Origin of the sequence: Shewanella sp. c952 (assembly GCF_019654975.1) — a bacterium.
Lineage (GTDB): Bacteria > Pseudomonadota > Gammaproteobacteria > Enterobacterales > Shewanellaceae > Shewanella.
Map to the genome: position 1 here is coordinate 147,083 of NZ_BPEW01000005.1, position 25,479 is coordinate 172,561.

28 protein-coding genes are annotated in these 25,479 nt (G+C 43.7%); 15 read left to right on the forward strand and 13 right to left on the reverse strand.

What is annotated here, in order from left to right:
- Window positions 1-61 precede the first annotated feature (61 nt).
- Entirely contained in the window at window positions 62-1,171 is a 1,110-nt protein-coding gene (gene zapE / locus K5R16_RS05965; RefSeq protein WP_220736616.1) for a cell division protein ZapE, read from the reverse strand.
- Between the two features lie 161 nt (window positions 1,172-1,332).
- Here zapE and K5R16_RS05970 point away from each other — a divergent pair, with 161 nt between their 5' ends.
- The 3 genes from K5R16_RS05970 (at window position 1,333) to degS (ending at window position 4,434) form a co-directional block, all read left to right on the forward strand.
- Complete coding sequence (locus K5R16_RS05970; protein WP_220736617.1) at window positions 1,333-1,683, forward strand: ZapG family protein; 351 nt, start codon at window positions 1,333-1,335, stop codon at window positions 1,681-1,683.
- 188 nt (window positions 1,684-1,871) lie between these two features.
- Window positions 1,872-3,227, forward strand: a complete 1,356-nt coding sequence (locus K5R16_RS05975; RefSeq protein WP_220736618.1) for a DegQ family serine endoprotease — start codon at window positions 1,872-1,874, stop codon at window positions 3,225-3,227.
- 124 nt (window positions 3,228-3,351) lie between these two features.
- Entirely contained in the window at window positions 3,352-4,434 is a 1,083-nt protein-coding gene (gene degS, locus K5R16_RS05980; RefSeq protein WP_220736619.1) for an outer membrane-stress sensor serine endopeptidase DegS, read from the forward strand.
- Between the two features lie 451 nt (window positions 4,435-4,885).
- Here the strand turns inward: degS and K5R16_RS05985 are convergent, their stop codons facing one another.
- The 11 genes from K5R16_RS05985 to K5R16_RS06035 all read right to left on the reverse strand — a co-directional run bounded on the left by K5R16_RS05985 (window position 4,886) and on the right by K5R16_RS06035 (window position 14,278).
- Window positions 4,886-5,065: a hypothetical protein gene (locus K5R16_RS05985; protein ID WP_220736620.1), complete on the reverse strand. Its 180-nt coding sequence runs from the start codon at window positions 5,063-5,065 to the stop codon at window positions 4,886-4,888.
- Window positions 5,066-5,346: 281 nt separating this feature from the next.
- Window positions 5,347-7,257, reverse strand: a complete 1,911-nt coding sequence (locus K5R16_RS05990; RefSeq protein WP_220736621.1) for an Ig-like domain-containing protein — start codon at window positions 7,255-7,257, stop codon at window positions 5,347-5,349.
- A 193-nt stretch (window positions 7,258-7,450) separates the two neighbouring features.
- Complete coding sequence (locus tag K5R16_RS05995) at window positions 7,451-8,089, reverse strand: response regulator (RefSeq protein ID WP_220736622.1); 639 nt, start codon at window positions 8,087-8,089, stop codon at window positions 7,451-7,453.
- Entirely contained in the window at window positions 8,089-9,483 is a 1,395-nt protein-coding gene (locus tag K5R16_RS06000) for a sensor histidine kinase (protein WP_220736623.1), read from the reverse strand. The genes K5R16_RS05995 and K5R16_RS06000 overlap by 1 nt, the downstream gene beginning before the upstream one ends.
- A 150-nt stretch (window positions 9,484-9,633) precedes the next feature.
- Window positions 9,634-10,893 carry a UDP-N-acetylglucosamine 1-carboxyvinyltransferase gene (murA, locus tag K5R16_RS06005; protein WP_220736624.1) on the reverse strand — a complete coding sequence of 420 codons (1,260 nt, stop codon included), beginning with the start codon at window positions 10,891-10,893 and terminating at the stop codon, window positions 9,634-9,636.
- Between the two features lie 21 nt (window positions 10,894-10,914).
- Window positions 10,915-11,166: a BolA family protein gene (locus K5R16_RS06010; RefSeq protein WP_044555622.1), complete on the reverse strand. Its 252-nt coding sequence runs from the start codon at window positions 11,164-11,166 to the stop codon at window positions 10,915-10,917.
- Window positions 11,167-11,179: 13 nt separating this feature from the next.
- Window positions 11,180-11,473 (reverse strand): lipid asymmetry maintenance protein MlaB, encoded by a 294-nt coding sequence (locus K5R16_RS06015; protein ID WP_220736625.1) that lies wholly within the window; start codon window positions 11,471-11,473, stop codon window positions 11,180-11,182.
- Entirely contained in the window at window positions 11,473-12,135 is a 663-nt protein-coding gene (locus tag K5R16_RS06020) for a phospholipid-binding protein MlaC (RefSeq protein ID WP_220736626.1), read from the reverse strand. The genes K5R16_RS06015 and K5R16_RS06020 overlap by 1 nt, the downstream gene beginning before the upstream one ends.
- A 17-nt stretch (window positions 12,136-12,152) precedes the next feature.
- On the reverse strand, window positions 12,153-12,623 hold the full coding sequence (gene mlaD, locus K5R16_RS06025) for an outer membrane lipid asymmetry maintenance protein MlaD (protein ID WP_220736627.1): 471 nt from the start codon (window positions 12,621-12,623) through the stop codon (window positions 12,153-12,155).
- A gap of 70 nt (window positions 12,624-12,693) precedes the next feature.
- Window positions 12,694-13,479 (reverse strand): lipid asymmetry maintenance ABC transporter permease subunit MlaE, encoded by a 786-nt coding sequence (mlaE, locus tag K5R16_RS06030; RefSeq protein WP_220736628.1) that lies wholly within the window; start codon window positions 13,477-13,479, stop codon window positions 12,694-12,696.
- On the reverse strand, window positions 13,466-14,278 hold the full coding sequence (locus K5R16_RS06035) for an ATP-binding cassette domain-containing protein (RefSeq protein ID WP_220736629.1): 813 nt from the start codon (window positions 14,276-14,278) through the stop codon (window positions 13,466-13,468). Before K5R16_RS06035 ends, mlaE begins: the two co-directional genes overlap by 14 nt.
- Before the next feature lie 175 nt (window positions 14,279-14,453).
- Between K5R16_RS06035 and K5R16_RS06040 the strand changes: the two genes are divergently transcribed.
- The 12 genes from K5R16_RS06040 (at window position 14,454) to mgtE (ending at window position 24,111) form a co-directional block, all read left to right on the forward strand.
- Window positions 14,454-15,413: a calcium/sodium antiporter gene (locus K5R16_RS06040; RefSeq protein WP_220736630.1), complete on the forward strand. Its 960-nt coding sequence runs from the start codon at window positions 14,454-14,456 to the stop codon at window positions 15,411-15,413.
- Window positions 15,414-15,459: 46 nt separating this feature from the next.
- The gene (locus K5R16_RS06045) at window positions 15,460-16,437 is read left to right on the forward strand and encodes a KpsF/GutQ family sugar-phosphate isomerase (RefSeq protein WP_220736631.1); all 978 of its coding nucleotides are present in this window, start codon (window positions 15,460-15,462) and stop codon (window positions 16,435-16,437) included.
- Window position 16,438: 1 nt separating this feature from the next.
- Window positions 16,439-16,990: a 3-deoxy-manno-octulosonate-8-phosphatase KdsC gene (gene kdsC, locus K5R16_RS06050; protein ID WP_220736632.1), complete on the forward strand. Its 552-nt coding sequence runs from the start codon at window positions 16,439-16,441 to the stop codon at window positions 16,988-16,990.
- The gene (lptC, locus tag K5R16_RS06055) at window positions 16,987-17,544 is read left to right on the forward strand and encodes an LPS export ABC transporter periplasmic protein LptC (RefSeq protein ID WP_220736633.1); all 558 of its coding nucleotides are present in this window, start codon (window positions 16,987-16,989) and stop codon (window positions 17,542-17,544) included. The genes kdsC and lptC overlap by 4 nt, the downstream gene beginning before the upstream one ends.
- 64 nt (window positions 17,545-17,608) lie before the next feature.
- Window positions 17,609-18,157: a lipopolysaccharide transport periplasmic protein LptA gene (gene lptA / locus K5R16_RS06060; RefSeq protein WP_220736634.1), complete on the forward strand. Its 549-nt coding sequence runs from the start codon at window positions 17,609-17,611 to the stop codon at window positions 18,155-18,157.
- The gene (gene lptB / locus K5R16_RS06065; RefSeq protein ID WP_220736635.1) at window positions 18,154-18,885 is read left to right on the forward strand and encodes an LPS export ABC transporter ATP-binding protein; all 732 of its coding nucleotides are present in this window, start codon (window positions 18,154-18,156) and stop codon (window positions 18,883-18,885) included. The genes lptA and lptB overlap by 4 nt, the downstream gene beginning before the upstream one ends.
- 134 nt (window positions 18,886-19,019) lie before the next feature.
- Window positions 19,020-20,531: an RNA polymerase factor sigma-54 gene (locus K5R16_RS06070; protein ID WP_220736636.1), complete on the forward strand. Its 1,512-nt coding sequence runs from the start codon at window positions 19,020-19,022 to the stop codon at window positions 20,529-20,531.
- 30 nt (window positions 20,532-20,561) lie between these two features.
- The gene (gene hpf, locus K5R16_RS06075; RefSeq protein WP_220736637.1) at window positions 20,562-20,849 is read left to right on the forward strand and encodes a ribosome hibernation promoting factor; all 288 of its coding nucleotides are present in this window, start codon (window positions 20,562-20,564) and stop codon (window positions 20,847-20,849) included.
- A gap of 2 nt (window positions 20,850-20,851) precedes the next feature.
- Window positions 20,852-21,295 carry a PTS IIA-like nitrogen regulatory protein PtsN gene (gene ptsN / locus K5R16_RS06080; RefSeq protein WP_020910874.1) on the forward strand — a complete coding sequence of 148 codons (444 nt, stop codon included), beginning with the start codon at window positions 20,852-20,854 and terminating at the stop codon, window positions 21,293-21,295.
- A gap of 202 nt (window positions 21,296-21,497) precedes the next feature.
- Complete coding sequence (gene rapZ / locus K5R16_RS06085) at window positions 21,498-22,352, forward strand: RNase adapter RapZ (RefSeq protein WP_220736638.1); 855 nt, start codon at window positions 21,498-21,500, stop codon at window positions 22,350-22,352.
- Window positions 22,339-22,614 (forward strand): HPr family phosphocarrier protein, encoded by a 276-nt coding sequence (locus tag K5R16_RS06090; RefSeq protein WP_220736639.1) that lies wholly within the window; start codon window positions 22,339-22,341, stop codon window positions 22,612-22,614. Before rapZ ends, K5R16_RS06090 begins: the two co-directional genes overlap by 14 nt.
- A gap of 132 nt (window positions 22,615-22,746) precedes the next feature.
- Window positions 22,747-24,111, forward strand: coding sequence for a magnesium transporter (gene mgtE / locus K5R16_RS06095; RefSeq protein WP_220736640.1), 1,365 nt, complete (start codon window positions 22,747-22,749; stop codon window positions 24,109-24,111).
- Window positions 24,112-24,586: 475 nt separating this feature from the next.
- On the opposite strand, the gene K5R16_RS06100 is transcribed toward mgtE, so the two are convergent.
- Entirely contained in the window at window positions 24,587-25,378 is a 792-nt protein-coding gene (locus K5R16_RS06100) for a molybdate ABC transporter substrate-binding protein (RefSeq protein ID WP_259649776.1), read from the reverse strand.
- Between the last annotated feature and the right edge of the window lie 101 nt (window positions 25,379-25,479).

Consider the following 25,479-nt stretch of genomic DNA (forward strand, 5'->3'; position numbering starts at 1 on the left):
AAGGCAGTAGCGGCACTTTAATTAACGCGCCAACTATCTACCTATTTGATGTCACTCTGACTTATGGCAGATGTTCCAACGCCAAATAATCATGGGATTGCATTTCCGTTAATCTTGAGCGGCAGCGCCTAAATTCAAAATTTAGTAAACCCTCGGTATAAATATCTTCCAGCGATACCGCTGAGGAAATAATGAGCTTAACGTTACGCTCATAAAACTCGTCAACCATCGCCAAAAATCGCCTTGCGATATCGTCGCCAGTCAAATGCTCGCCCATCTGCTCAACATTACTCAGCAGCACTGTATGGTAAAGTCTTGCAACCTCCATATAGTCTCGCTGGCTGCGTGGGCCGTCACATAAGGCTCTAAAATCAATCAGCAATACACCTTGAGCTTGCTGGCGAATATCAATAGTGCGTCCATCTATAATGAGTCCCAAAGTTGATACTTCTGACTCTGGCGCGAGTTTAGCAAAATACTCTTGTAGGTTTTGCTCAGCCTTTTCATCAAGAGGCGAATGGTAGATCTCAGCTTGCTCAAGTGTTCTAAGTCGGTAATCTACACCAGAATCAACGTTCAAAATTTCACAATGCTTATTAATCGCGGCGATAGCAGGAAGGAAACGCGCACGTTGTAAGCCGTTACGGTATAACTCATCGGGAATGATATTAGAGGTTGCGACCAAAGCCACACCTTCAGCAAACAGAGATTCAAACAGCGTGCCTAACAGCATCGCATCTGTAATATCAGATACAAAAAACTCATCAAAGCAGATCACCTGATACTGAGTCGCCATTTTTTTAGCTATCGTCACCAATGGATCTCGTTGTCCTTGTAACTGGGCTAAATCGATATGAAGTTGGTGCATGAAGCGGTGGAAGTGTGCTCGCAGCTTCTTATCACCTGGCAGTGCATCAAAGAAGGTATCCATGAGGTAGGTCTTACCGCGTCCAACCCCGCCCCACAAATATAGCCCTTGAACACTTGGTGTAGATTTTTTGCCGAAAAGAGAAAACAGCTTATTGCTGCTGCGGCCTTGAGAATTGAGTGCAATAAGATCGTCATACACGCGTTGCAGCTGCTTAACGGCTTGCTCTTGTGCTGCATCGTGGGAAAAGTCATCTCGAGTTAGATCTTGCTGATAATGCTGCCAAGGCGTTAAATGCGACACGTAAATCATTCTCTATAAGTAGGGGACAAACACAAATCAGCCATTTTAGGCTGTTTGACGATTAATTTTAATTAAACTCTGCAGTAAATAGTACCACGCTGGAATGCTGCAATGTATATTTGGCTGCATCTCTCTTATTAAAAGTCGTTATTGGAGTCACTATGGAATGGGCATTAACTTTTGCAGCCTTTGTTATTGGTAGCGTTTTTGGCTATGTGGGGCATAGCGTTTTATCTAGGAATAGCAAAGACAAGAGTCAAAATAAGCAATTAGAGCAAACACAATTAGAGTTAAGCCAGTACAAGCAAGAGGTGTCAGATCACTGCGATGAACACGACAAACAGTTGGCAGAATTGACGAGTCTTATCACTAAAGTAAACCAAAAATGGAATACATCAGCCAGCACATTGACCTCGACAGCCGCCGATACAGCAACGTCTGAGCCAAAGCTTATCGATAACCACAGCGCATCAATAGATAGTGCCTATACTAAGAAAGCCCCATCAATCTGAATAAATAAGAATATTGTATCGCTGAATTAACCTTTGTTAATGATTGATGAACTTTTTGATACTCGCTTGAGTCCGACTCAATAACAATGATGTGATTTTATGAAATGCATGGCAGCTGCCTTCATATCGGAAACATATTTACAGAACCATGCAGACATTAGTTTTGACGAAATTGGAGCAACGTATAAATGAAGACTAAATTATCCTTACTTTCAGCAGCCCTTTTAGGCGCAACATTAACGCTCGCCCCTATTGTATCTCAAGCGGCGATTCCATTAGCCGTTGGTGGTGAAACAGTTCCAAGCTTAGCACCTATGCTACAAAAAACGACGCCTGCTGTGGTTGCGGTTGCGGTTTCAGGCACACATGTTTCTAAACAAAAGGTTCCCGATGCATTTCGCTACTTCTTTGGCCCTAATGCACCAAGGGAGCAAGTGCAGGAACGTCCGTTTAAAGGGCTAGGGTCAGGGGTAATTATCGATGCTAAAGAGGGTTATATCGTTACCAATAACCATGTCATTGAGGGGGCAGACGAAATTCTTATTGGCTTACATGACGGCCGTGAAGTCGAAGCTAAGCTGATCGGTACCGATGCTGAATCTGATATCGCTTTGTTGCAAGTTAAAGCTAAAAACCTCACCGCCCTCAAACGTGCGGATTCAGATAAATTACAGGTTGGCGATTTTGCCGTGGCTATCGGTAATCCCTTTGGACTTGGACAAACGGTGACTTCAGGCATTGTCAGCGCTATGGGTCGTAGTGGTCTTGGCATTGAGATGTTAGAGAACTTCATTCAAACCGACGCAGCCATAAACAGTGGTAACTCAGGTGGCGCTTTGGTGAACCTCAACGGCGAGCTTATCGGGATCAATACTGCGATTGTCGCACCCGGAGGTGGTAACGTCGGTATTGGCTTTGCTATACCAGCCAATATGGTTAGCAACTTAGTGGAACAGATCATTGAACATGGCGAAGTTCGCCGCGGAGTGCTCGGGGTATTGGGTCAAGACCTAACCAGCGAACTTGCTAAGGGCTTTGGCATCGAAACGCAACATGGCGGCTTTATCAATGAAGTGATGCCTGACAGCGCAGCAGATAAAGCAGGGATTAAGGTCGGCGACATTATTGTTAGCGTCAATGGTCGTAAGATTAAGAGCTTCCAAGAGCTTCGTGCAAAAGTAGCCACAATGGGAGCGGGCAGTAAAGTTGAGTTTGGCCTTATTCGTGACGGCGATGAAGAAACGGTTACAGCGGTACTTGGCGAATCAACTCAAACGGCAGAAGCTGCAGCTGGCGCTGTACACCCGATGCTTCAAGGGGCTAAGCTTGAAAATTCAAACGGTTCCGGTGTTAGCATTACTGACGTAGCTCAAGGTTCACCTGCCGCCGCAAGTGGCCTAATAAAGGGTGATGTGATTGTCGGTGTTAATCGCAGTAAAGTGAAAAATCTTAAGTCATTGAAGTCAGTGCTTGAAGATCAAAAGGGTTCTGTCGCGCTAAAAATTCAGCGAGATAATACCAGTATATATTTGATCCTTCGCTAACGGATTCCCTTAGAGAAATAGCCGAGTGAATCACTCGGCTATTTCTGTTTACCTAAGGCTTTCGTACTGCGTGTTAGCTTCAAACATGTTAATCTAACTCACCTTTTCAGTATTACTCCCAGACATGATGATTAAAGACACTCTTATATATGTCAGTAAAGCCATAGCGTTTGGCCTTATCATGGCTGCAGTTATCATTATTGTGATGCCTTTAATTACCGGGCAAAGCCTCACTAATGGTTTATTCAATCGCGCGGTAACCAGTAGCAACGAACTCTCTTTTGCGACGGCTGTGCGCAGAGCTGCTCCCGCTGTCGTTAATATTTACAGTCTCAGCATAGATCAAAAAAAACCGCTTAAACCTAGTTCACTGCAAGGGCTCGGATCAGGCGTGATAATGAGTAAAGAGGGCTACATACTCACTAACTACCATGTCATAAAACAAGCCGATGAAATTGTTGTTGCCTTGCAAGATGGCAGGAAGTTCACCTCAGAAGTTGTCGGCAGCGATCCAGAAACCGATTTAGCAGTATTGAAAATCGAAGGTGACAACTTACCTTTAGTACCGCTAGAGCTCGACGTACCCGCTAGAGTCGGTGACGTTGTACTCGCGATTGGTAACCCTTACAACTTAGGCCAAACGATTACCCAAGGTATTATTAGTGCAACGGGTCGAAATGGACTGAGTTCTGGCTATCTCGATTTTCTACAGACTGATGCCGCGATTAACGCAGGTAACTCAGGCGGTGCGCTTATTGATACTACCGGGCAACTTGTTGGGATCAATACAGCAGCTTTTCAGATAGGTAATGAAAGTGGCACCCATGGTATTAGTTTCGCAATTCCCATTAAACTTGCCCACAGCATCATGAGCAAACTTATCCAAGATGGTCGCGTTATTCGTGGTGCTTTGGGAATTGGCGGGGAAGCAGTTGGCCCTGTTATGGCGCAGATCCTCAACATTCCTGATCTTACAGGGGTACTGATCACCAGTATCGACCCAGTAGGACCAGCAGCAAGAGCAAAGCTCAAAAAGCGTGATGTTATTACTCACTATGAAGGTGAAGCAATACCCGGTGTAGCGATGTTGATGGACAGAATTGCAGAAACCCCACCAGGCAAAGAGGTCAAGCTGACCATTATTCGTGAAGGAAAATCTTACGAAGTACCTGTGACTATCGATGAAAAGCCGGTTCACTATAATTAGCAGCGAAATGCACTGCGTATAATCCAAGAGAAGCCTGCAGCTAGCAGGCTTTTTTTATGCCAGCACCAAACGCTTTACAACATGCTCTTAAGCCTATGCTCATATCTATGTGGGCAATGAGCAACACAATAACCAACTAATACCAATCAAGATAAAGGTTTGATCGTTCAACGAGAGTTTAGCGGTTTTGAGGTAAGGTCATTAATTACTCCTCGGTAACTGCTTCTGGGTTACTGTCGATAATCGCTCCTGCATTATTCTAGCTTCGAGCACTTGCTCTCGTACCTCCGATACCAGACCTCCAAAGAGGGAGTTAATGTCTGATTTTGTATGGAACATATAGTCGTACATTAATGACATTCACAGCATCTGAGCTCGAGGGATGGAGGGTATGTCTTAAGCATGTCAGGACCATGCTTGACCTACAGCGAATCATGAGTGAAGAGCATAACTATTCTGCTTTGTTTGCAGAAGGCGAGTCTATCCGCAATAAACCAAACCAGAAGGCTGATTCAAATATTACCCCTAGTACCATTAAACCTGTTGCCTCAGAGGTAAACCCTACCCCATAACAGCCTAATGCTAAGATAATCAATACTGTAAGTAGACTCACTCGTTGCCATAACTTCATCTATACAACTCCTTTTGATAAACAACTTTCGCGCAATATAGCGCAGCTGCTTTGCCTTAAATAGGCTCTCGATGAACTTTCGGTTTTACCTGTAATTAATACCATATAGGTAAGGCTTAAACTCGTTAACTAACAATAACAAAACTAACCACTAGCACACGGCCTCATACATTAAGCTTTGTTTAACTAATAGGCCATATACAAGAATTTAAGGCAATAAAAAGCCGCCCTCGTGATGAAAGGGCGGCTTGCTTGCAGGGCCTAAATGATGAGTTTAGGTTTTACTTATGCATTTTACCGTCATAGTTTTTTAATACACTTTCGGCTTTCTTTTGGTCCATGGTGTGACATTCACCACATGCAAACCCTTCTTGTAGGTAGGGGTTCATAAAGGTGTCTTTCGCTTCACTATCTTGCAACTGACCTTTGTCATTGAATAGGTCAATTCTGAAAGTATGAATTCGAATATCACCCACTTTATTGCCTTTATCATTTGTCATTGTGGTTGCATTCTTGACCACATCAGGCATATGACAGGCTTTACACTCGTAGCCAGCATGCAATGAAATCGCACCATCCTTAAATTCACGCTTTTTCATGATGCTATTTGCATCGTCTGAGATATGACAAGTACTACATGCTTTGATTGCACCATCATGTACAGCTTCGTCTTGATGAAGCGCAGACTTATGCGGCTCATGACATGAGCTACAAGTCATACCAGCTAGGTATTTCTTACCCATGATTTCACCAGAATCCGGGTCAATCGCCATAAATTCATCATGACCTTGGTGGTGACGCGGCATGCCACTTCTTACTGCAATACGCGCTCCATATTCTGGCCCTTCAGGGAAGGCTTCATTAAACTTGGTAACATAGCCGTTACGCACGTTACGGTCACCGTCACGAGTATGGCATTCAGCACAATGCATCGCCTCACCATAACCCATAGTTTCACTCTGCAAGTCGGCAGTTAAGCGCGGCGTCGCCTTTCTAACGATATCATCTTTACTCCTACTTAACGCATGAGCAGCACCTGCACCATGGCAAGATTCACACTGTACGCCAGCTGCGATAAAGGTACCGTGAACGCCTGGTAAGTCATCTTGCTTTTGTGGATGGAATTCTTCAGATGTAGGCTTCCAACCTGTTGTATGGCAGTTACCACAGTTATACGGTTTATCTACTGTGCCACCATTATAATTAGCCATGATTTGGTCATCGAGCCCAAGTTCTTCAGCATGGATATTAAACTGCGCTTCAGCGCCAGTGACAATATAGCCATCTTTATCTAACCAACGGAATTTCCAGCCAAAGCCACCTGAAGTATAACTGACATCGGCATAACTGTTAGGCTTACCAAGTGAGTTGTCTGTACCTTCTGTAGAAGCCTGTAAATAACCTAACGCTTTATCGACACTGCTATAAGGGAAGGTTGGCGCTTCATCATTGGCAATCTTACTGATCTTGAAGTTATGGCCGTGTTCTTGATGGCCAGCAGCATCTCTAGAGTGACACATCAAACATGTTGCGCTGCCCACAAATATTTTTTCATTGGCTGTAATGTTAATCGTGCCGTTGACTTCATCTGTACCGTCAGACACAACATAAGAGAGAACTGCATCACCGACATGATCTTCAGGGTCGTACTGAATGCGATTATCAGCAAGCATTGTTGCTTTACCGTTATCAGCCGAAACGCTAACTATGCTCAACACATCAGCTTCATCAACATCGGTAACATGCAACATAGGGTTGATGTTTAACACTTGGTTAGCATCTGTTGTGCGTGAGCTAATTTCAACAACCGGTGGAGTATTGCCAGAATCATCAGCAGTAACTGTTACAATAACTTTAGCTGTTGCCTCGGCTGTACCATCAGAAATGGTATAATTAAAGGTAACGACTCCAGCTTCGTTACCCGCAGTAAAGTCAACTTTTCCATTGTTAATTTTAGCACTACTGGAATCCACTGACACAATAGAAAGTGCGTCACCATCAGCGTCTGTATCATTAGCTAAGACATCGATTGTAATAGTCTTTGTTGCCATCACGTTAGCGGCATCATCAACTGCCACTGGCGGGGTATTATCTACTGGGGGAGTGGTATCATCGTTATCGCTACCACAAGCAACCAACATGGTGATCATACTGGCGAGTAATAGTTTTTTACATGGAATTTGTGCGTTCATAAGTTCATCCTCAACATTGCTCATATTCATATCGCCAACGTTGCAGGGAATGGCGATTGATATGTCTCTATGGACATGCAACAAGTATTGAAGAGTTACCACTAAAGAGATAGATGACTAGAGTTCACTAAAACTGACAACTTGTGAACTATAGTTATCAACAATCTCTTAACTCATTATTTATTAAATATTTTTAATGTTCCGATAAGTTGTAATGCTGTAAAACAAATTGACCTGTATTTGTCAAAATGTAGATCTTCTTCTCATTTTGCATAACCAAACCGGCTTTCTTTAATTGGCGCAAATGAAAATTGAACTTGGTATGGTCCTCTATTTCAACTAAACGACATAGATCCATAAACTTAAGCTCCCTATGTATCGCCAAAACTTTTAGCGACTTCCTTCTATAGGGATTAGCCAATGCGCTGTAGACCAGATCAGGATCCAGATCAGCACGATTTTTTAACAGCTGCTTTTCAGCTAAACTGCGCCGAATCGTTACAATTAGCTCCTGACTCTTAAAAGGTTTTGTTATTACACTGTCTGCGCCTTTTTTCATCGCATCGACAGCGGTATCAACTGTGGCGTAGGCAGTAATAATAATGACCGCAATAAAGGGTTGGTTCTGTCGCAGATTTGATATTGCTTCAACACCGGTCATCCCCGACATCAATAGATCCATCAGCGCGATGTCGAAGTGATGCTTCTCACTTAGCTCTATCGCACTTTCTGCACTATAGACCGCAGTAACTTCGAAGCCCTCTAATTCGAGAATTTCAACCATATTGCGGCTTAATTCAATATCATCTTCAGCCAGTAATATAGAGATCATTAATAGTACTCCCGATAAAAAGTCAGTTCGACGCATGTACCAAGATCTTTGCTACTCACGATATGCATTTTCCCATTATGTAACGACGTTATTTGCTCACATATTGCCAAGCCCAAACCCGTTCCCTTCCCAACAGGTTTCGTTGAGTAAAATAGCTCTGTAGCCTTACTAAGCTCTTCCTCACTCATGCCACAACCACTATCTTTAACTTGCACTGTTACTTTGGTTTTTTCCTGTACTGCAGTGACAATGATAGATTGATAATCGGGTGATGCATCTATGGCGTTACAGATCAGGTTGATAAATAACTCTTCCAACTTAACTTGCTCAGCATACAAAAAAATGTCATCGCTGCAGTTAATCTCAATTTGATGATGCTTAATTCGGTGAGACAACAGCTGCACAGCAGAGCCAAGTACATCACTAATGGCAACAAAGTTTTTCTTACCTGATGCAGGCCTAGCGTAACTTAATAGTTCCTTACTAATTGCCGATGCTCGTTCAATACCTAGCCGAGCCCGATAAAGATAATTACTATCAGTTTCATTGTGATCTTTATTTTTGCGCTCCCACAAATCCAGCGCCAACGTAGAAGAGGCCAGAGGATTATTTATCTCGTGTGCAACCCCCATCGCTAACTGCCCTATCGCTTTATACTTGTCAGCTTCAATAGCTCGAGTCAGCTTAGCTTCAGTGGCTTGCTCTTTTTCCAAATCAAATACTTTCAGCGCTTTAAACAACGCCACTAGAATAAGCCCTCCAGCCAAAGTTCGCAGCACTGGCACACTGTGATGGTAGTCAGTTGGAACCAAACCAGACAACACACCATAGATAAGTAATCCGACTCCACTGATCACAAAATACAGACCATAATGATGATTTTCCTGGCGTAAGCTGTTGCCATATACAGCCATACCAATCCCCGCTAAGGAGGCACTACCAAAACCAATAAGTACTCGGGTGTATTGGCTCGCTTCAAGAAAGCCGGTCTTATTTACCGCTAAATCATGTAAATCAGGAATCAGTAACCAAAGGTAACTGACTATTATCGCGACTAGTACTGCGTGCCCTATCAGAGCAACCCGTTTGTTGGTAATACTGAGTATTTGCCAAGCAAACACCATCAGTGCGATATAGGAAAAAAGTAACTTAGCAAGGCATAACCACTGAGTCAGTAACTGGTACTGCGGGGCAATATGGTCTGAGAAAATAATCACATAAAGCTCTGACCATTCATGAAAAGCATGGGTAAAACCAAATGCGGCCAAAGCCCATAATGTCGATGCTACTTTTAGTTGGCTAAACCTAAAATTTCGGAACACGACCGCACAGCCAATCGAGAAGAACACGAGGCCGTAGAACAGGTAGATATTGAAAGTTATAAAAACTGGCATGGTAATAACATAGCACTATGGTTTTAAACTGAAGATGATCTCCTTCTAAGTTTATCTATTCAGCAGTTGCGCTAGCTCATAAAACAAAAAACCATTTAAGCAATAACGCTTAAATGGTTCTTAATTAGCAAATAGTCTGTAACTGAACGATTATTTTACTCGCTTAACATCGCCACCAAGACCTTTAAACTTATCTTCGATGTGCTCGTAACCACGATCTAAATGGTAAATTCGGTCAACCGTTGTAGTGCCATCAGCAACAAGGCCTGCAATCACTAAACTCGCTGAAGCGCGTAGATCAGTTGCCATCACTTGAGCACCATTGAGCTTTTCAATACCGTGAATAATACAGGTATTACCCTCTAGCTCCATGGTTGCCCCCATTCGACTCAACTCAGGAACATGCATGAAGCGGTTCTCGAAAATAGTTTCGGTAATCGTCGCAGTACCTTCAGCTAAAGCATTTAGCACACAAAACTGCGCTTGCATGTCTGTTGGAAAGCCAGGATAAGCAACTGTCTTTATATTGACAGCTTTTGGACGTTGGCCTTGCATATTAAGCTCGATCCAATCATCACCCGTAGTGATTTTTGCACCCGCATCTTCAAGCTTAGCCAAAACCGCTTCTAATGATTTAGGATCCGCTTTAGTACAACGAATTTTTCCGCGAGTCACTGCTGCCGCCACAAGAAAGCTGCCGGTTTCGATTCTGTCTGGCATCACTCGGTAGTCACAACCTTGTAATGATTCAACACCTTGAATACGAACAGTATCAGTTCCAGCGCCGCTAATTTTAGCGCCCATTGCTATCAAGCAATTAGCTAAATCAACAACTTCAGGTTCACGAGCAGCATTCTCAATGACAGTTTCACCCTCAGCTAACGCTGCTGCCATGAGTAAATTCTCAGTCGCACCAACGCTTACCATATCCATAAAGATATGCGCGCCTTTAAGGCGGCCATCAACGCGAGCTTTAATGTAGCCCTCTTTGACTTCTATCTTAGCGCCCATTTGCTCGAGCCCCTGCAAATGCAGATTCACAGGTCGAGCACCAATGGCACAGCCACCTGGCAGTGACACATCAGCCTTACCATAACGGGCAAGTAGAGGTCCCAAAATAAGTATCGATGCACGCATGGTTTTAACTAACTCATAGGGGGCACAAAACTCATTGAGGTTAGTAGTTGAAATGCAAACTTTATCATCGCCAGAGCGAGTGACTTCAGCTCCTAAACAACGTAAAAGTTCACAGCTAGTATTAACATCTCTAAGGCTAGGTACGTTAGAGAGGTTGAAATCAGTCTCAGCTAATACACCAGCCATAAGGATTGGCAGAGCAGCGTTCTTAGCGCCTGAAATAACAACGTCGCCTGCAAGCGCACCGCTTGCTTCAATTTTTAATTTATCCACGTTAACTCTCTAAATCCGCAATTACATATTAAAAACTTTTTCACGCTTCCATTGTGTCGGCGTGAAAGCGTTAATCGTAATTGCGTGTAACTCACCACTAGTAATGTGAGCCATTAATGGACCATAAATAGTTTGTTGCTGCTTTACGCGCCCCATACCGTCGAAACACTCACCAACGGCGACGATTTTGTAATGAGTACCTTCTTGAGTCACTTTAACTTCGTCTAGTGATAATGCTTCTAACAGGATAGCTTCTATATCTTTACATTCCATGGAACTGTTCACCTTACTGTGCTTCTTCAATAAAGAAGTCGTTTAAATCATATAATACGATAAATTTTTTAAGCTGCTCTGAAGCAGAAACCAGTTTTAAGCTGGCACCTCTTGCAGCAAAAATACTGACTAATTCGAGTAAAAATGCCACTCCGGCACTGTCGCAATATTCAATGTTTGATAACTGTAAAAATGCAGTATCTACATCTAATAAGCAATGTCTGTCATTCCATAGACTGATTACGGCTTGCTGATCTAGGCAGCCATTAATCGCACAAATTATGCCTTGTTGTTGAAAGCTAGCCACTAATTCGCCTGCTCACTCGTACTTAAGTCAATATGAGTCGCGGTGCGCTCAATCAGCATCTCAATTACAGGTTCAATGCCTTTTTGACGCACCAAATTGGTGATCTCTGATTTCTTAGAAGACAATAAACTAACGCCCTCTGCCACCAAATCAAATGCCTTCCAAGTGCCATCTTTTAAACGTCGAGCCTTAAACTGTAAGCTAATATCAGGACGCCCTTTATCTATAATCCTAACATTAACATTAACCATCTTCTCACCCGTAAAGTCTTTAGCAGGGCTAAACTCCACAGTTTGATCAGTATATTCAGTAAATGCCTGTGCATAGGTTGAGATTAAGTAACCACGAAAAGCTTCTACAAAGCGTGCACGTTCGTCTTTGGTAGTGTCACGCAGATATTGGCCCAGTACTTTATAAGACGCATATTTATAGTCAATATACGGCATTAACTCCTCGGTCACGATAACTTTAAGGTGATCAGGATTATCCGCAATCAACTGCTTATCTTGATTGAAACGGGCAAAGGTTTTTTGAGAAACGGCTTCCACCAGTGCGTAAGGGTTGGTTTTATCTATTTCATTGTCGTTGCCTGCCGCGTGGGCGACAAAGCTCAATACAAGTGTTGATACCAACACTAATCCACTAAAAATTTTATTAAACATATCCATTACTCCAACTACTAATCCTTAGTGCCTGCACTATAAAGAAATTGACCAATCAACTCCTCAAGTACCAAGGCGGAATGGGTATCATCAATGCTATCGCCATCAACTAACATATCAATATCATCGTCCATAAACCCCGGAGATAACCCTAAAAACTGTTCGCCCAATAAGCCTGAGGTCAAAATAGATAAACTACTGGTTTCAGGGAAATACTTGTATTGCTTGTCCATTGACAAGCTGACAACCGGAACCAACCTTTCTGGATCTAACTCAATAGCACTGACACGACCAACAACAACACCACCAACCTTGACCGGTGAGCGCACTTTCAAACCACCAATGTTGTCGAATTTTGCATGCAAGGTGTAACTATTGTCACCAGTTTTCACTTCTACATTGGCGACATTAAAAACCAAAATCAAAAATGCTGCCAATCCTGACAATAAAAATAGACCGACTAAAATCTCAATCTTCCGTGTCAACATAACTCATTTACCACTCTATTCTATAAATCTAAACAATAATTAACTGCAATAACAACGCCAAAAATGAGTACTAGCTACCAAACATCATCGCCGTTAGTAAAAAATCTAATGCCAATACCGCAAGGCTCGACTGCACTACTGTTTGAGTCGTTGCACGGCTGATCCCTTCAGGATTAGGAATGACATGATAGCCACGATAAAGTGCAATCCAGGTGACCACAACGGCAAACAATAGGCTTTTAATCATGCAGTTAACAATATCTTGTCGCCACTCAACGGATGACTGCAAAATTGACCAGAAAGCACCGCTATCAATGCCTTTCCATTCAACACCAACAATGTGACCACCGTAAATGCCAATGGCGGTAAACATCAGTGCTAGTAATGGTAGGCTAATTACACCCGCCCAAAAACGCGGCGCGATAATCTGTCGTAACGGGTCAATAGCCATCATCTCTAAGCTTGATAGTTGCTCAGTACTCTTCATCAACGCGAGTTCAGCAGTTAGCGCTGAACCTGCCCGCCCAGCAAACAGTAATGCAGTAACTACAGGCCCTAACTCTCGTAATAAACTCAAGGCGACCATCGGCCCCAAGCTCTCTTCAGTACCAAAGCCTACTAGAATATTATAGCCCTGCAGCGCCAGAACCATGCCAATAAATAGTCCAGAGACTAAAATGATGGCCATTGATTGCACGCCAATGACATACAGTTGCTTTGTTAGTAATGGCAAGCCTTTCTTCAATCTTGGACGATGCGCTATAGCTCCCCAAAGCATTAATCCTGCTCTGCCAAGCCCAGTCACTAACTCAATAGCGCCGCGACCCAATTTAGCAATTTGTTCAGTCAAGCCCACTTAACAACTCCTTATTATAATCAGGCGCAGGGTAATGAAACGGTACAGGTCCGTCAGGTTCACCACCTATAAACTGTTTCAATTGCGGATTATCAGCTAAGCGAAGCTCATCCGGCGTACCATGGGCAATAATTCTTTTATCTGCTAATACATAAACATAATCAGCAATACCTAACACCTCATCCACATCATGAGACACCACCACAGAAGTAAGATTAAGTGCATCGGACAGTTCACGAATAAGCTTAACCAACACTCCCATGGAGATAGGGTCTTGTCCTGCAAAGGGTTCATCATAAAGGATGATTTCAGGCTCTAAGGCAATTGCACGAGCCAATGCCGCTCTACGCTGCATACCACCCGATAACTCCGTTGGCATTAACTGAGCCGCGCCACGCAGCCCAACAGCTTCTAGCTTCATCAATACAATACGACGAATGATGGCTTCAGACAGACCTGAGTGCTCTCTTAGTGCAAAAGCGACGTTATCGAATACATTAATATCGGTGAAGAGTGCGCCGCTTTGAAAAAGCATGCTCATACGCTTTCGCAATGCAAACAGCTCATTACGATTGCATTGATGCACATCGGTACCATCGAATAGCACTTTGCCTTTATCTGGCGTAAGTTGACCACCAATCAGTTTGAGTAAGGTTGTCTTACCGATGCCGCTTGGCCCCATAATCGCAGTCACCTTGCCGGTCGGGATCGACAGACTTATGTCCTCATAAATAACATGAGAACCTCGGCTAAAGGCCATATTCTGGATTTCGACCAATGAGTTATGCTTTTGAGTCATGCATGAGCCCTGCATTCGAAGTTAGAAACATCCATTTTTCCATACCGCAAAGGAAGAAATTGTACGTAATTGGCCATTGAGGTACAACCAAATCAACACTATCTCGACTCAATACTTTCATTTTTCTTCAATTACAGCGAAAATACGCGGCTATATCCCAAAATACTAAGAATCGATGTTATTTAATATATTTTTGCTAGTGGCTGGCTTAGGTGCTTTAGTCTGGAGTGCAGATAAGTTTGTCTATGGTGCAGCGGCTTTCGCACGCAACTTAGGTCTTCCACCCATGTTGATCGGCTTAACCATCGTCGCGATGGGTAGCTCTGCCCCTGAAATGTTTGTTGCAGCGACTGCCTCAATGGAAGGGATGACAGATACTGCGATTGGCAATGTACTCGGCTCAAATATTGCGAACGTCACTCTTATTTTAGGTATTACTGCACTACTTGGTGCCATTTCTGTCAGCTCGCAAACCCTTAGGCGTGAAATACCTTTGATGCTAGCCGCGACAGCGATAGTGGGTTACTTTTTACATGACGGTTTTCTAACTCGCATCGAAGGTGTGTCTTTGATGGTGCTGTTTTTTGCATTGATGGGATACCTAATTTGGCATGCGCTGACCAATAAAAATCGCGATGCGCTGGCAATAGATGCTGAAAATGAGATCCCAGCAGACGTCCCGACTAAGAAAGCGATTTTTTGGCTTGTCATTGGGATGGTACTATTACCATTGTCTGCTGACTGGATGGTTCAAGGTGCTGTGGGGATTGCTAAGGCATACCACCTTTCAGATCTCGTTATCGGGCTCACCATTATTGCAGTGGGCACCAGCTTACCTGAGCTTGCAGCCTGTATAGCAGGCGTTTTGAAAAAAGAAGATGACTTAGCCATCGGTAACATTGTTGGTTCTAATTTATTTAATATTTTAGCGGTACTTGCACTACCCGGCATCATTGCTCCTGGCGAAGTCGATGCGGCGGCAAGTACACGAGATTTCTACATGGTACTTGCAACAAGCAGTGCACTTGCAATACTGATCTTATTGACCGGACGCGCACGGCAATTGAAACCGTGGCACGGCGTCGTACTACTGATTACATTTGTTGCATACCAAGCGTTACTTTTCCTATCTTGAATATGAATGCAGCAACTACAGCAGTAAATAAAAGAGAGACCAAGAAATGGTAAATGAACAGCAGTTACGCCAATGGGGCACCAAAGTGATTGATATCGAGAAACAAGCCCTCGATAACCTTCACCAGTATGTTGATTCGAGCGAATTTGCCCAAGCCTGCCAACTTATATTGCAATGTACAGGTAAAGTCATCGTGATGGGCATGGGTAAATCAGGCCATATTGGTAACAAAATATCAGCGACATTAGCCAGTACCGGGACCCCTGCATTCTTTGTCCATCCAGGTGAAGCGAGCCATGGTGATTTAGGCGTTTTAAGCGAAAATGATATCGTACTTGCTATCTCAAACTCCGGTGAATCAAGTGAAATACTAACCTTAATGCCCGTCATTAAGCGTATGGGATTGCCGATGATATCAGTCACCGGTAAACCAGATTCAAACATGGCAAAACTCGCTCAGTTGCACCTTTGTATCGAAGTGCCTGAAGAGGCATGTCCTCTAGGTCTAGCGCCGACCTCAAGCACAACAGCTACTTTGGTCATGGGCGATGCATTAGCCGTTGCTTTATTACAAGCACGTGGCTTTACCAAAGATGATTTTGCGCTTTCTCACCCAGGTGGAAGCTTAGGGCGTAAGCTATTATTAAAAGTCAGTGATGTGATGCACAGCGGTAATGAACTGCCTTTAGTAAAGCATGATATTTGTATTACTGATGCCCTTTATGAGATCTCTAAAAAAGGCTTGGGCATGACGGCGATTGTAGATGAAGCAAGCACCTTAGTCGGGATCTTTACCGATGGCGATCTGCGCCGAGTGATTGATGCAGAGGTCAACTTACGTACCACTTCTATTGCTGATGTCATGAGTAAAGGTTGCGTCACGATTACCGACAATGTACTCGCAGCTGAAGCGCTGAAAGTAATGGAAGAAAAAAATATTAACGGCCTTATCGTCATCAATTCAAAGCAACAACCCGTCGGCGCATTGAACATGCTCGATATGGTTAAAGCAGGAGTGATTTAACATGTCTAAACAAGGATTTTACGGACCAATCAGTGATAATGTTTGGCAAGCAGCCAGCAAAATAAAACTACTGATCTGTGATGTTGATGGCGTATTTTCAGACGGTTTGGTTTACATGAGCAATTCCGGAGAAGAGCTTAAGACATTTCATACCCGCGATGGCTACGGTGTGCGCTCGGTCCTTTCCAGCGGTATCAACGTGGCTATTATTACCGGCCGTAAATCACAAATAGTAGAAGACAGAATGACCGCCCTTGGCGTCACTCATATTTATCAAGGCGTCGATAATAAGCTCGACCCTTACAATGAACTGCTAGCACTCTACAACGTACGTCCTGATGAAGTCGCCTATATCGGTGATGATATGGTCGATCTTCCTGTCATGAAGGAAGTGGGTCTATCTGTATGTGTTGCAGATGGCCACCCTTATGTTAAGCAACATGCTTTGATGACGACTCATATTAAAGGCGGTCACGGTGCGCTGCGCGAACTGACGGATTTATTGCTGCTTAGCCAAGAAAAATTTGAGTCAGCTCATGGGATGAGCATATGAATCGCGTCACACTAGCGATAATTGCATTATTTGGTACGGCACTGATCCTCTATTGGCAGGTGCAGTCTAAAAAAGGCGATCAAACGTTAGACGTCGATGCAAGCGAGCGACCCAATTACATCATCGATGACCTACGCAGCACTGAGTACAATGAAGCAGGTCTTGTAAATAGCAAGGTCACAGCCAAGCATATGGAACACTACGCAGATGCCAGCATGACTTACTTCACTGAGCCAGTGTATTTAATCTATCCTGATGATGGCCAAGCACAATGGCGCTTGAGAGCGACAAAAGGCAGCCATAACAATTTAACCGGTAAGGTCTCATTGCAAAACAATGTTATTATCGATTCAATTAGCCCTGAAGAGCCTATCCAAACATTATCTACATCCTATTTAGAGCTAGATTTAGATACTATGATTATGACCTCTGATGAAATTATCCACGTCACTGGTAATGAATTTGTTATTCAAGGCACAGGTCTTTATGCTGATCTCAATGCTCAAAGTGTAAAGTTGATCAGCGAAGTCGAAGGGATCTACGATGCTAAATAAGCTGTTCAAAAATACTAATATACTCACTCGTACAGTCACGCTAATGGCCGAGTAGAAGGACGTTATGAAATACAATCAATCCATACTTGCAGGTCTATTGTGTCTGCTCAGCATTAGCAGCTATGCCGCTGTAGATGACCTTAAGCAAGAGGTCAAAATTGCCGCAGCGAGCCAAGAAGCTGATATAAAAAACAATCAGGTTATCTTTTTTGGCCCAGTAGAGGTGACTCAAGGCTCAATCAAAATGAACGCTGATGAGTTACGGGTTTTCTCTAAAGAAGCGAACTCTGGTAAAACACTGGTTGCCACAGGCAATCCAGCAACCTATACCCAAGTAATGGAAGATGGTCGCCCCGCAACAGCAAGTGCTAAAGAGATCCGTTACGAGCTAGCAACTAGAACCTTAACCCTGTTAGGTGATGCTACACTCGAACAAGAGGGTAGCCAGGTCACAGGTAACCGCATTAAATACAATATCGGTCTACAGCAACTTATTGCTGAAAGCACTGGCCAAGGCAATGACCGAGTGATCACCATCATTCAACCAGAAGCCTACCAAGAAGAGACTCCTGAAACCCCAGCTGAACCGATAGAAAAGCAGGAGCAGCAATGATCCAAAAAACGCTAATGGCACGCAACTTAGCTAAGAGTTATAAAAACCGTGCAGTTGTTCAAGATGTGAGTTTAACGGTAAAAACGGGGCAGATCGTTGGGCTACTTGGTCCAAATGGAGCAGGTAAAACCACCACCTTTTATATGGTTGTGGGTTTAGTGCAGAGTGACAAAGGACAGATCTTTATTGATGAAGACGACTTAACCTTAGATCCTATGCATCTTCGCGCACGAAAAGGTATTGGTTATCTACCACAAGAAGCGAGTATTTTTAGAAAACTTTCAGTACGAGACAACATCATGGCTGTGCTGCAGACTCGCAGCAATATTGATAATGAGCAACGTGAAGCGCAATTAGAAAGTTTACTTGAAGAGTTTCATATCACTCACATACGTGACAGCCAAGGTATGGCGCTTTCTGGTGGCGAACGCCGCCGAGTTGAAATTGCACGAGCACTAGCGGCCAATCCAAAATTTATTCTACTCGATGAACCTTTTGCAGGCGTAGACCCAATTTCGGTCATCGACATTAAAAAAATCATTGAGCAGCTAAAAAGCCGCGGCTTAGGCGTGCTTATCACTGATCACAATGTTCGTGAAACATTAGACGTTTGTGAGCATGCATATATCGTAAGTCACGGAAATCTCATTGCTGAGGGCACGCCTGCCGAAATCTTAGACAACCAGCAGGTTAGAGCTGTGTACTTAGGTGAACAATTCAGGCTATAGTTAATCAACAACATGAGCGTTTAAAGCATGGCACTTGTTCAGTATACCAATACAATCATAGTGTTGACCTTTATGTACTCTTCGCCGAATCAGCGAGCTTCAACGTTTAATTACAGTGTAGGGAATAGCGGTAGATGAAAGCGTCACTTCAGCTCAAAATGGGTCAGCAGCTAACCATGACTCCACAGTTACAGCAGGCAATCCGCCTCTTGCAACTGTCCTCTTTAGAGCTGCAGCAAGAGATCCAACAAGCATTAGAGTCTAACCCCTTGCTTGAATTAGATGAAGAGCAGTCTGACGGCGAACCCGTTAGCAACGAAGACCGCACCACCAGCGAATCAGACAGCTATTCTGAGTCCGATAGTGACAACGATTATAGTGCGAGTGCCGATGTTGATCCCCAGCAAGATAGCGCCGCAGTTGAAACTTCTGATGCATTAACCCAAGACTCAATGCCAGATGAACTGCCGATGGATACCACCTGGGACGAGGTCTATACCGTCTCATCAAATGCAAGTTCTGGCGGTATGCGCGATGACGATATGCCATTCCAAGGTGAAACCAGCGAAGGTTTATATGAGCACCTTGAGTGGCAAAAGAACTTAACACCATTTTCTGATAACGATCTTGCTATCGCCACCGCTATTATTGATGCTATTGACGAACGTGGTTACCTCACTCAAAACTGCGAAGATATTCTTGAAGCCATGGGCGACCCTGAGATTGAGATTGATGAAGTTGAAGCCGTGCTCAAGCGCGTGCAGCATTTTGATCCCATTGGTGTTGCCGCTCGCGACTTAAGCGAATGTCTATTGATCCAACTGGCGCAATATGCCGCGACAACGCCGCATATTGACAATGCCCGCCTACTCATCAAAGACTACTTGGATTTGATTGCAGGGCGCGATTTTAGACAGTTAATGCGTAAAACTAAGCTTAAAGAAGATGAGCTACGTGAAGCTATTAGCTTGATCCAAACTCTCAACCCAAGACCAGGGCTGGCAGTCACCCGCAGCAAAGATGAATACGTTATTCCTGATGTATCAGTGGCCAAAAAGAAAGGTCGCTGGGTGGTTGAACTAAATCCAGATTACATGCCTAAAATTAATGTTAATCAGCATTACGCATCAATGGCTCGCAGCACTAAAAGCCAAGCCGATGGCCAGTTTATCCGTGGTCATTTGCAGGAAGCTAAGTGGTTTATCAAAAGTTTAGAAAGTCGTAATGAAACATTATTAAAGGTTAGTAACTGCATTGTAAAATTCCAGCAAGGCTTCTTTGAATATGGCGATGAAGCCATGAAGCCAATGGTATTAAATGATATCGCAGAAGCTGTTGAGATGCATGAGTCCACCATCTCAAGGGTTACCACTCAAAAGTATATGCATACCCCAAGAGGTATTTTCGAATTAAAGTATTTCTTCTCTAGTCATGTCGGAACCGACGACGGTGGAGAGTGCTCATCTACAGCTATTAGAGCGTTTATTAAGAAGTTAGTCGCTGCTGAAAACCAAAAGAAACCATTAAGCGATAGCAAAATGGCGCAACTTTTGGCAGAACAAGGGATTAAAGTTGCTCGTCGTACCATCGCGAAATACCGTGAAGCAATGCTTATCCCGCCCTCAAACCAACGTAAGAGTTTATAACTCAAAATTAGGCACTTGGAGGAATTTTCTATGCAAATTAACCTTACTGGACATCACATCGAAATCACCGCGTCACTGCGTGGCTATGTCGAAGAAAAGTTTACAAAGCTTGAACGTCATTTCGATCAGATCAATAATGTCCACGTCATTTTGAACGTAGAAAAAATGCAGCAGATTGCCGAAGCCAGAATTCACCTTAAAAAAGGGGAAATTTTTGCGACTTCGGAACATGCGGACATGTACGCCGCAATCGACTCCCTGATCGATAAATTAGATCGTCAGGTTATTAAACACAAAGAGAAGCTGACCAAACACTAACGATGGAACTATGTACCATCCTGCAGCCGGAATGCACCACCTGTGCCACTCCGGGCAGTAAGAAAAAAGTACTGGAACTCATCAGCGACATTGCCGCTGTCCAGTACCCTACTCTATCTTCACAAGAGATATTCGAGAGCCTTTTGGCTCGCGAGAAAATGGGTAGCACAGGTATAGGCAACGGTATCGCAATCCCGCATGGGCGGTTGACCAATATTGACCATCCACTGGGCATATTAATCAAATGCGAAACACCGATCTCTTTTGACTCGATAGATAAGCAGCCAGTCGACATATTGTTTGCACTTTTGGTTCCTGCAGAGCAATGTGAGCAACACCTAGCCACTTTGTCTTCAATGGCTGAAAAGCTTAACGATAAAGCTATTGTTAAGCAGTTGAGAAAAAGCACGAGTGAATCAGAGTTATATGATTTGATCACTCAATAGCCAATTACTCAGGTCTTTAAGTAACCTTATGTTAAACAAGTAGGTTATTTAAAGACCTTAGTATTTATGACAGCAATATTATTTATTCTCTCCTTCTTGCCTAAGCTCTTGCTTTCACCAATAAAAAAGTTAATCTATACCCTTATACATCTTGTAAACATATATAAAACACTCATTCTAACTTCTATCAGGTAGTCAAAAGATGAAACTCGTTCTTGTCTCTGGTCGTTCAGGCTCTGGTAAATCCGTTCTTCTAAGGATGTTAGAAGATCTCGGCTATTATTGTGTCGATAATCTTCCGTTACCGATGATGGGAACACTGTTAGAGCAGCTAACGGGAAATTCGGAGCTCGTGGCAATTAGTGTCGATATTCGCAATATGCCAGAGAAAGATACAGAGCTGGAAAAACACCTAACTAATCTACCTGAAGGTGTCGAACTACTCAGCTTCTTTCTCAACTCAAGCGATGAAGTATTGCTTAAACGCTATAACGAAACCCGACGACTTCATCCGCTGTCTCATTCGAATATCTCATTGAAAGAAGCCATTCAGCTTGAAGGCCGTCAGCTAGAACCATTAGCCAAAATAGTCGACCACTATATCGATACTTCAAACCTCAACATCTACGATCTTAACGATCAAGTTCGTGAGATTTTATTGGGTAATGTTGATAAAGAGCTAATGATCAAGTTTGAGTCTTTTGGTTTTAAACATGGTATGCCTACCGAAGCCGACTTTATGTTCGATGTTAGATTTCTGCCTAACCCGCATTGGGAGCCCGAACTAAGGCCAATGACGGGGCTTGATAAGCCGGTACAGGATTTTCTCAATCAACGCCCATTGGTGAATAAATTTATCTGGCAGATAGAGAATTTACTCCGTACATGGCTGCCAGATTTAGAGCGTAATAATCGCAGCTATTTGACCATTGCTATTGGTTGTACCGGAGGCCAACATCGCTCTGTGTATGTAACCGAAAGGCTTGCTGAACACTTTAAAGATGGACGGCATAAAGTGACAACTAGCCACCGCGAGTTAAAAAATGCCAACGATTGAACGACAAGTTACCATATGCAATAAGCTTGGGCTTCATGCCCGAGCCGCAACTAAACTGGTGGTATTAGCCTCTGAATTTGATGCTGAAATCACAATAATCCAAGGCGAAAAACAAGCATCCGCTGTAAGTGTACTAGGCTTACTAATGTTGGAGACTGGAATGGGCAAATCCATAAAACTAGTTGCCACAGGAGCAGATGCTGAGCCAGCATTAGAGGCCATATGCCATTTAATTAATGCCAAATTTGACGAAGACAGCTAGCCCTCTTTTCCTGTAAAATTTATCCTTTATACCTCTGATACCAATCCAATTAATTCAGTGAGCTATTTCTTGAGCCGATTGGTATTACTTACGTTATTATATGTGCCTTTTACACGCGCCTGAGAGGGATCCATGCCGATTGAAGTCTTAGATAATGAAACAACAGACCAACGCCTCAATCAGCTGAATAAAGCATTAGGTAGCGGGATGTTCGTCCATGTCCGTAATATGCTGCAAGACATGGCAGCCACTGATATTGCCTTTATCCTCGAATCTTCGCCACCACGAACTCGTCAAGTCCTCTGGCAATTGATTGACCAAGAGCATACCGGCGAAATTCTCGATGAGCTGGGCGAAGAGCTGAAAGATAGCCTGATTAGTCAAATGAGTCCTGAGCGAGTCGCTAAAGCGGCCAAAAGCATGGACACCGATGACTTAGCCTATATTTTAAGAAGCTTACCTGACAGCGTCTTCAATGAGGTGCTGCAGTCTATGAGCACTCAAGATAGGGTCAGGGTTGAGCAAGCACTCTCCTATCCTGATGATACCGCCGGTAGTATTATGAATACCGATACGGTGACCTTAAGGCCTGACGTCAATATCGATGTGATACTTCGCTATTTAAGAATTCGCGGCGAATTACCAGACGCAACCGATATGCTGTATGTGGTCGATAAGCATGATCGCGTACTTGGTGGTGTTCGTATTGCCGACCTACTGACTTGTAACCCTGATTCATCCATTAGGGATATCATGGCAGCCGATGTTGAGCCGATTCCCGTAGGCATGTCAGACAGTGAGGTCGCGCAGCTGTTCGAACGTCATGACTGGATGTCAGCTCCGGTAATTGATGATAACAACAAACTACTTGGCCGTATTACCATTGATGACGTGGTTGATGTTATCCGTGAAGATGCTGAACACTCAATGATGGGTATGGCGGGTATGGACGATGATACCGATACCTTTGGCCCAGTGCTAAAAAGTACTTTTCGTCGTTCATTGTGGTTAACAGTTAATTTATTTGCCGCATTACTCGCCGCTTCTGTCAGCAACATGTTTGAGGGAACATTGGAGCAGTTCGCCACCATCGCGATTTTGATGACCATTGTCCCCAGCATGGGCGGCGTAGCTGGTAACCAAACCTTAGCGCTGGTTATTCGTGGTATTGCCTTAGGTCAAATTGGTCAAAGTAACTCTAGATGGCTTATCGGTAAAGAACTCGCCATTGGCTTCCTCAACGGCATACTATGGTCAGTTCTGGTCTTTGCGGCCGTTTGGGCATGGAAAGGTGATATCACGCTAGGAGCAACCATTGGTGGCGCTATGTTGATAAATATGACTGTCGCAGGGCTTGCCGGTGCCAGTATTCCACTTATCCTCAAAAAAATGAACATCGATCCTGCACTCGCTGGCGGTATGGTGTTAACCACAGTGACCGACGTGATTGGCCTATTTGCCTTCTTAGGCCTAGCCACCGTGTTCTTATTAAATTAACTCGCTTAACTGAACCACAAAAAATGCCGCCTTGATAGGCGGCATTTTTGTTAGGTTATACCAATCGGCATAAGTAGTGGGTCTACTCAGAGTGTTTTTTGGCGAACTAATTCAAGGCGGATAATTGCCAGAATGGCTATTCCCTTTTGCCTTTATCCTACACCGAAGTAGGAAGCCAAAAACACGCCTTACAGGCGAGTTTTAGCGGCTCTGATGCGGCGTTAATGAGCTTGAACCTAGAACAACTATGTACTTCACTCACTGCAAACCACATGGCCTAGCATGTTCCTGACATGCTTAAGGCATTCCCTCCATCCTTGGAGGTCAGATGTGGTGAATGTCATTCATGCACGACTATATGGATATAGGAGGTAGAGTAACGCAGGAGCAGTTATCGAGGAGCATTTAATGACCTTGCCTCAAAACCGCTAAACGCTCGCTCAGTGACCAAATCTTTATAGCGATTGGTATTATCCTACAGCTTTAACGGCGCACTAAAACCATAGTCAGCTAAGATAGACTGGCCTTTTTCTGACAACACAAACATCGCAAGCTTCCAAGCATCCGGTTTAGCAGCCTTTAATACGACTAAACCGTAATTTGCTCCCACTGCCAGCTCATCAGGTAATTGCACCACCTTAAGATTGGGCACTTCTTTTTGCGCCAACACTGCATTAGTGCAGTAGGTTAAGAAGATATCAGCGCGATTGTTCTCCATTACCCAGCCATAAGTGTTACGTCCCACAGGGGCTTTTTTGCTGTTCTCGCCGCCAGTGAGCTGCAATGCTTTAGTTTCTAGCCGTACTTGTGCACCAGCACTAAAGGCATCCGCTTTAGCGAATACCTTCCATGCATAATCACCTGAAGGATCAGCTTTGGGCGTAGATGTACCTAGCCTTATATCGCTACTAAGCATCTTCTGTAATAAACCTTCGCTATTGAGATCAACATCAGCCTGTGCAATGGCACACATCTGATTTTGAGCAAACATCACCACACTTTCAGCCAGTTCATTTCGCTGTAACGTTTGAGGATGCTTAATATTGGCAGAGGCAAAAACATCCACAACCTCACCAGCCTCTATCCGCTTTCTAAGCAGACCTGAAGGCGCAAAACGACTATTAACCGCTTGCCCTGATTCTAGCTGGTACGCAGCCACAATATCTGACATCGCATTTTTCAGACTACCCGCGGCGCGCATCTCAATAGGTGCTGCGTTGGCTGTGAGAGGTAAGACTAATAACGAAGCGACAATCCATTTTTTCATGTTAGTTTCCATAAGTGACTTTAACGCGACAATAAATAAAGCAATAACTGAGGGCGATCAAAAAGCATTTATCAATTGAAAACAATCTATAACGTCCTTGC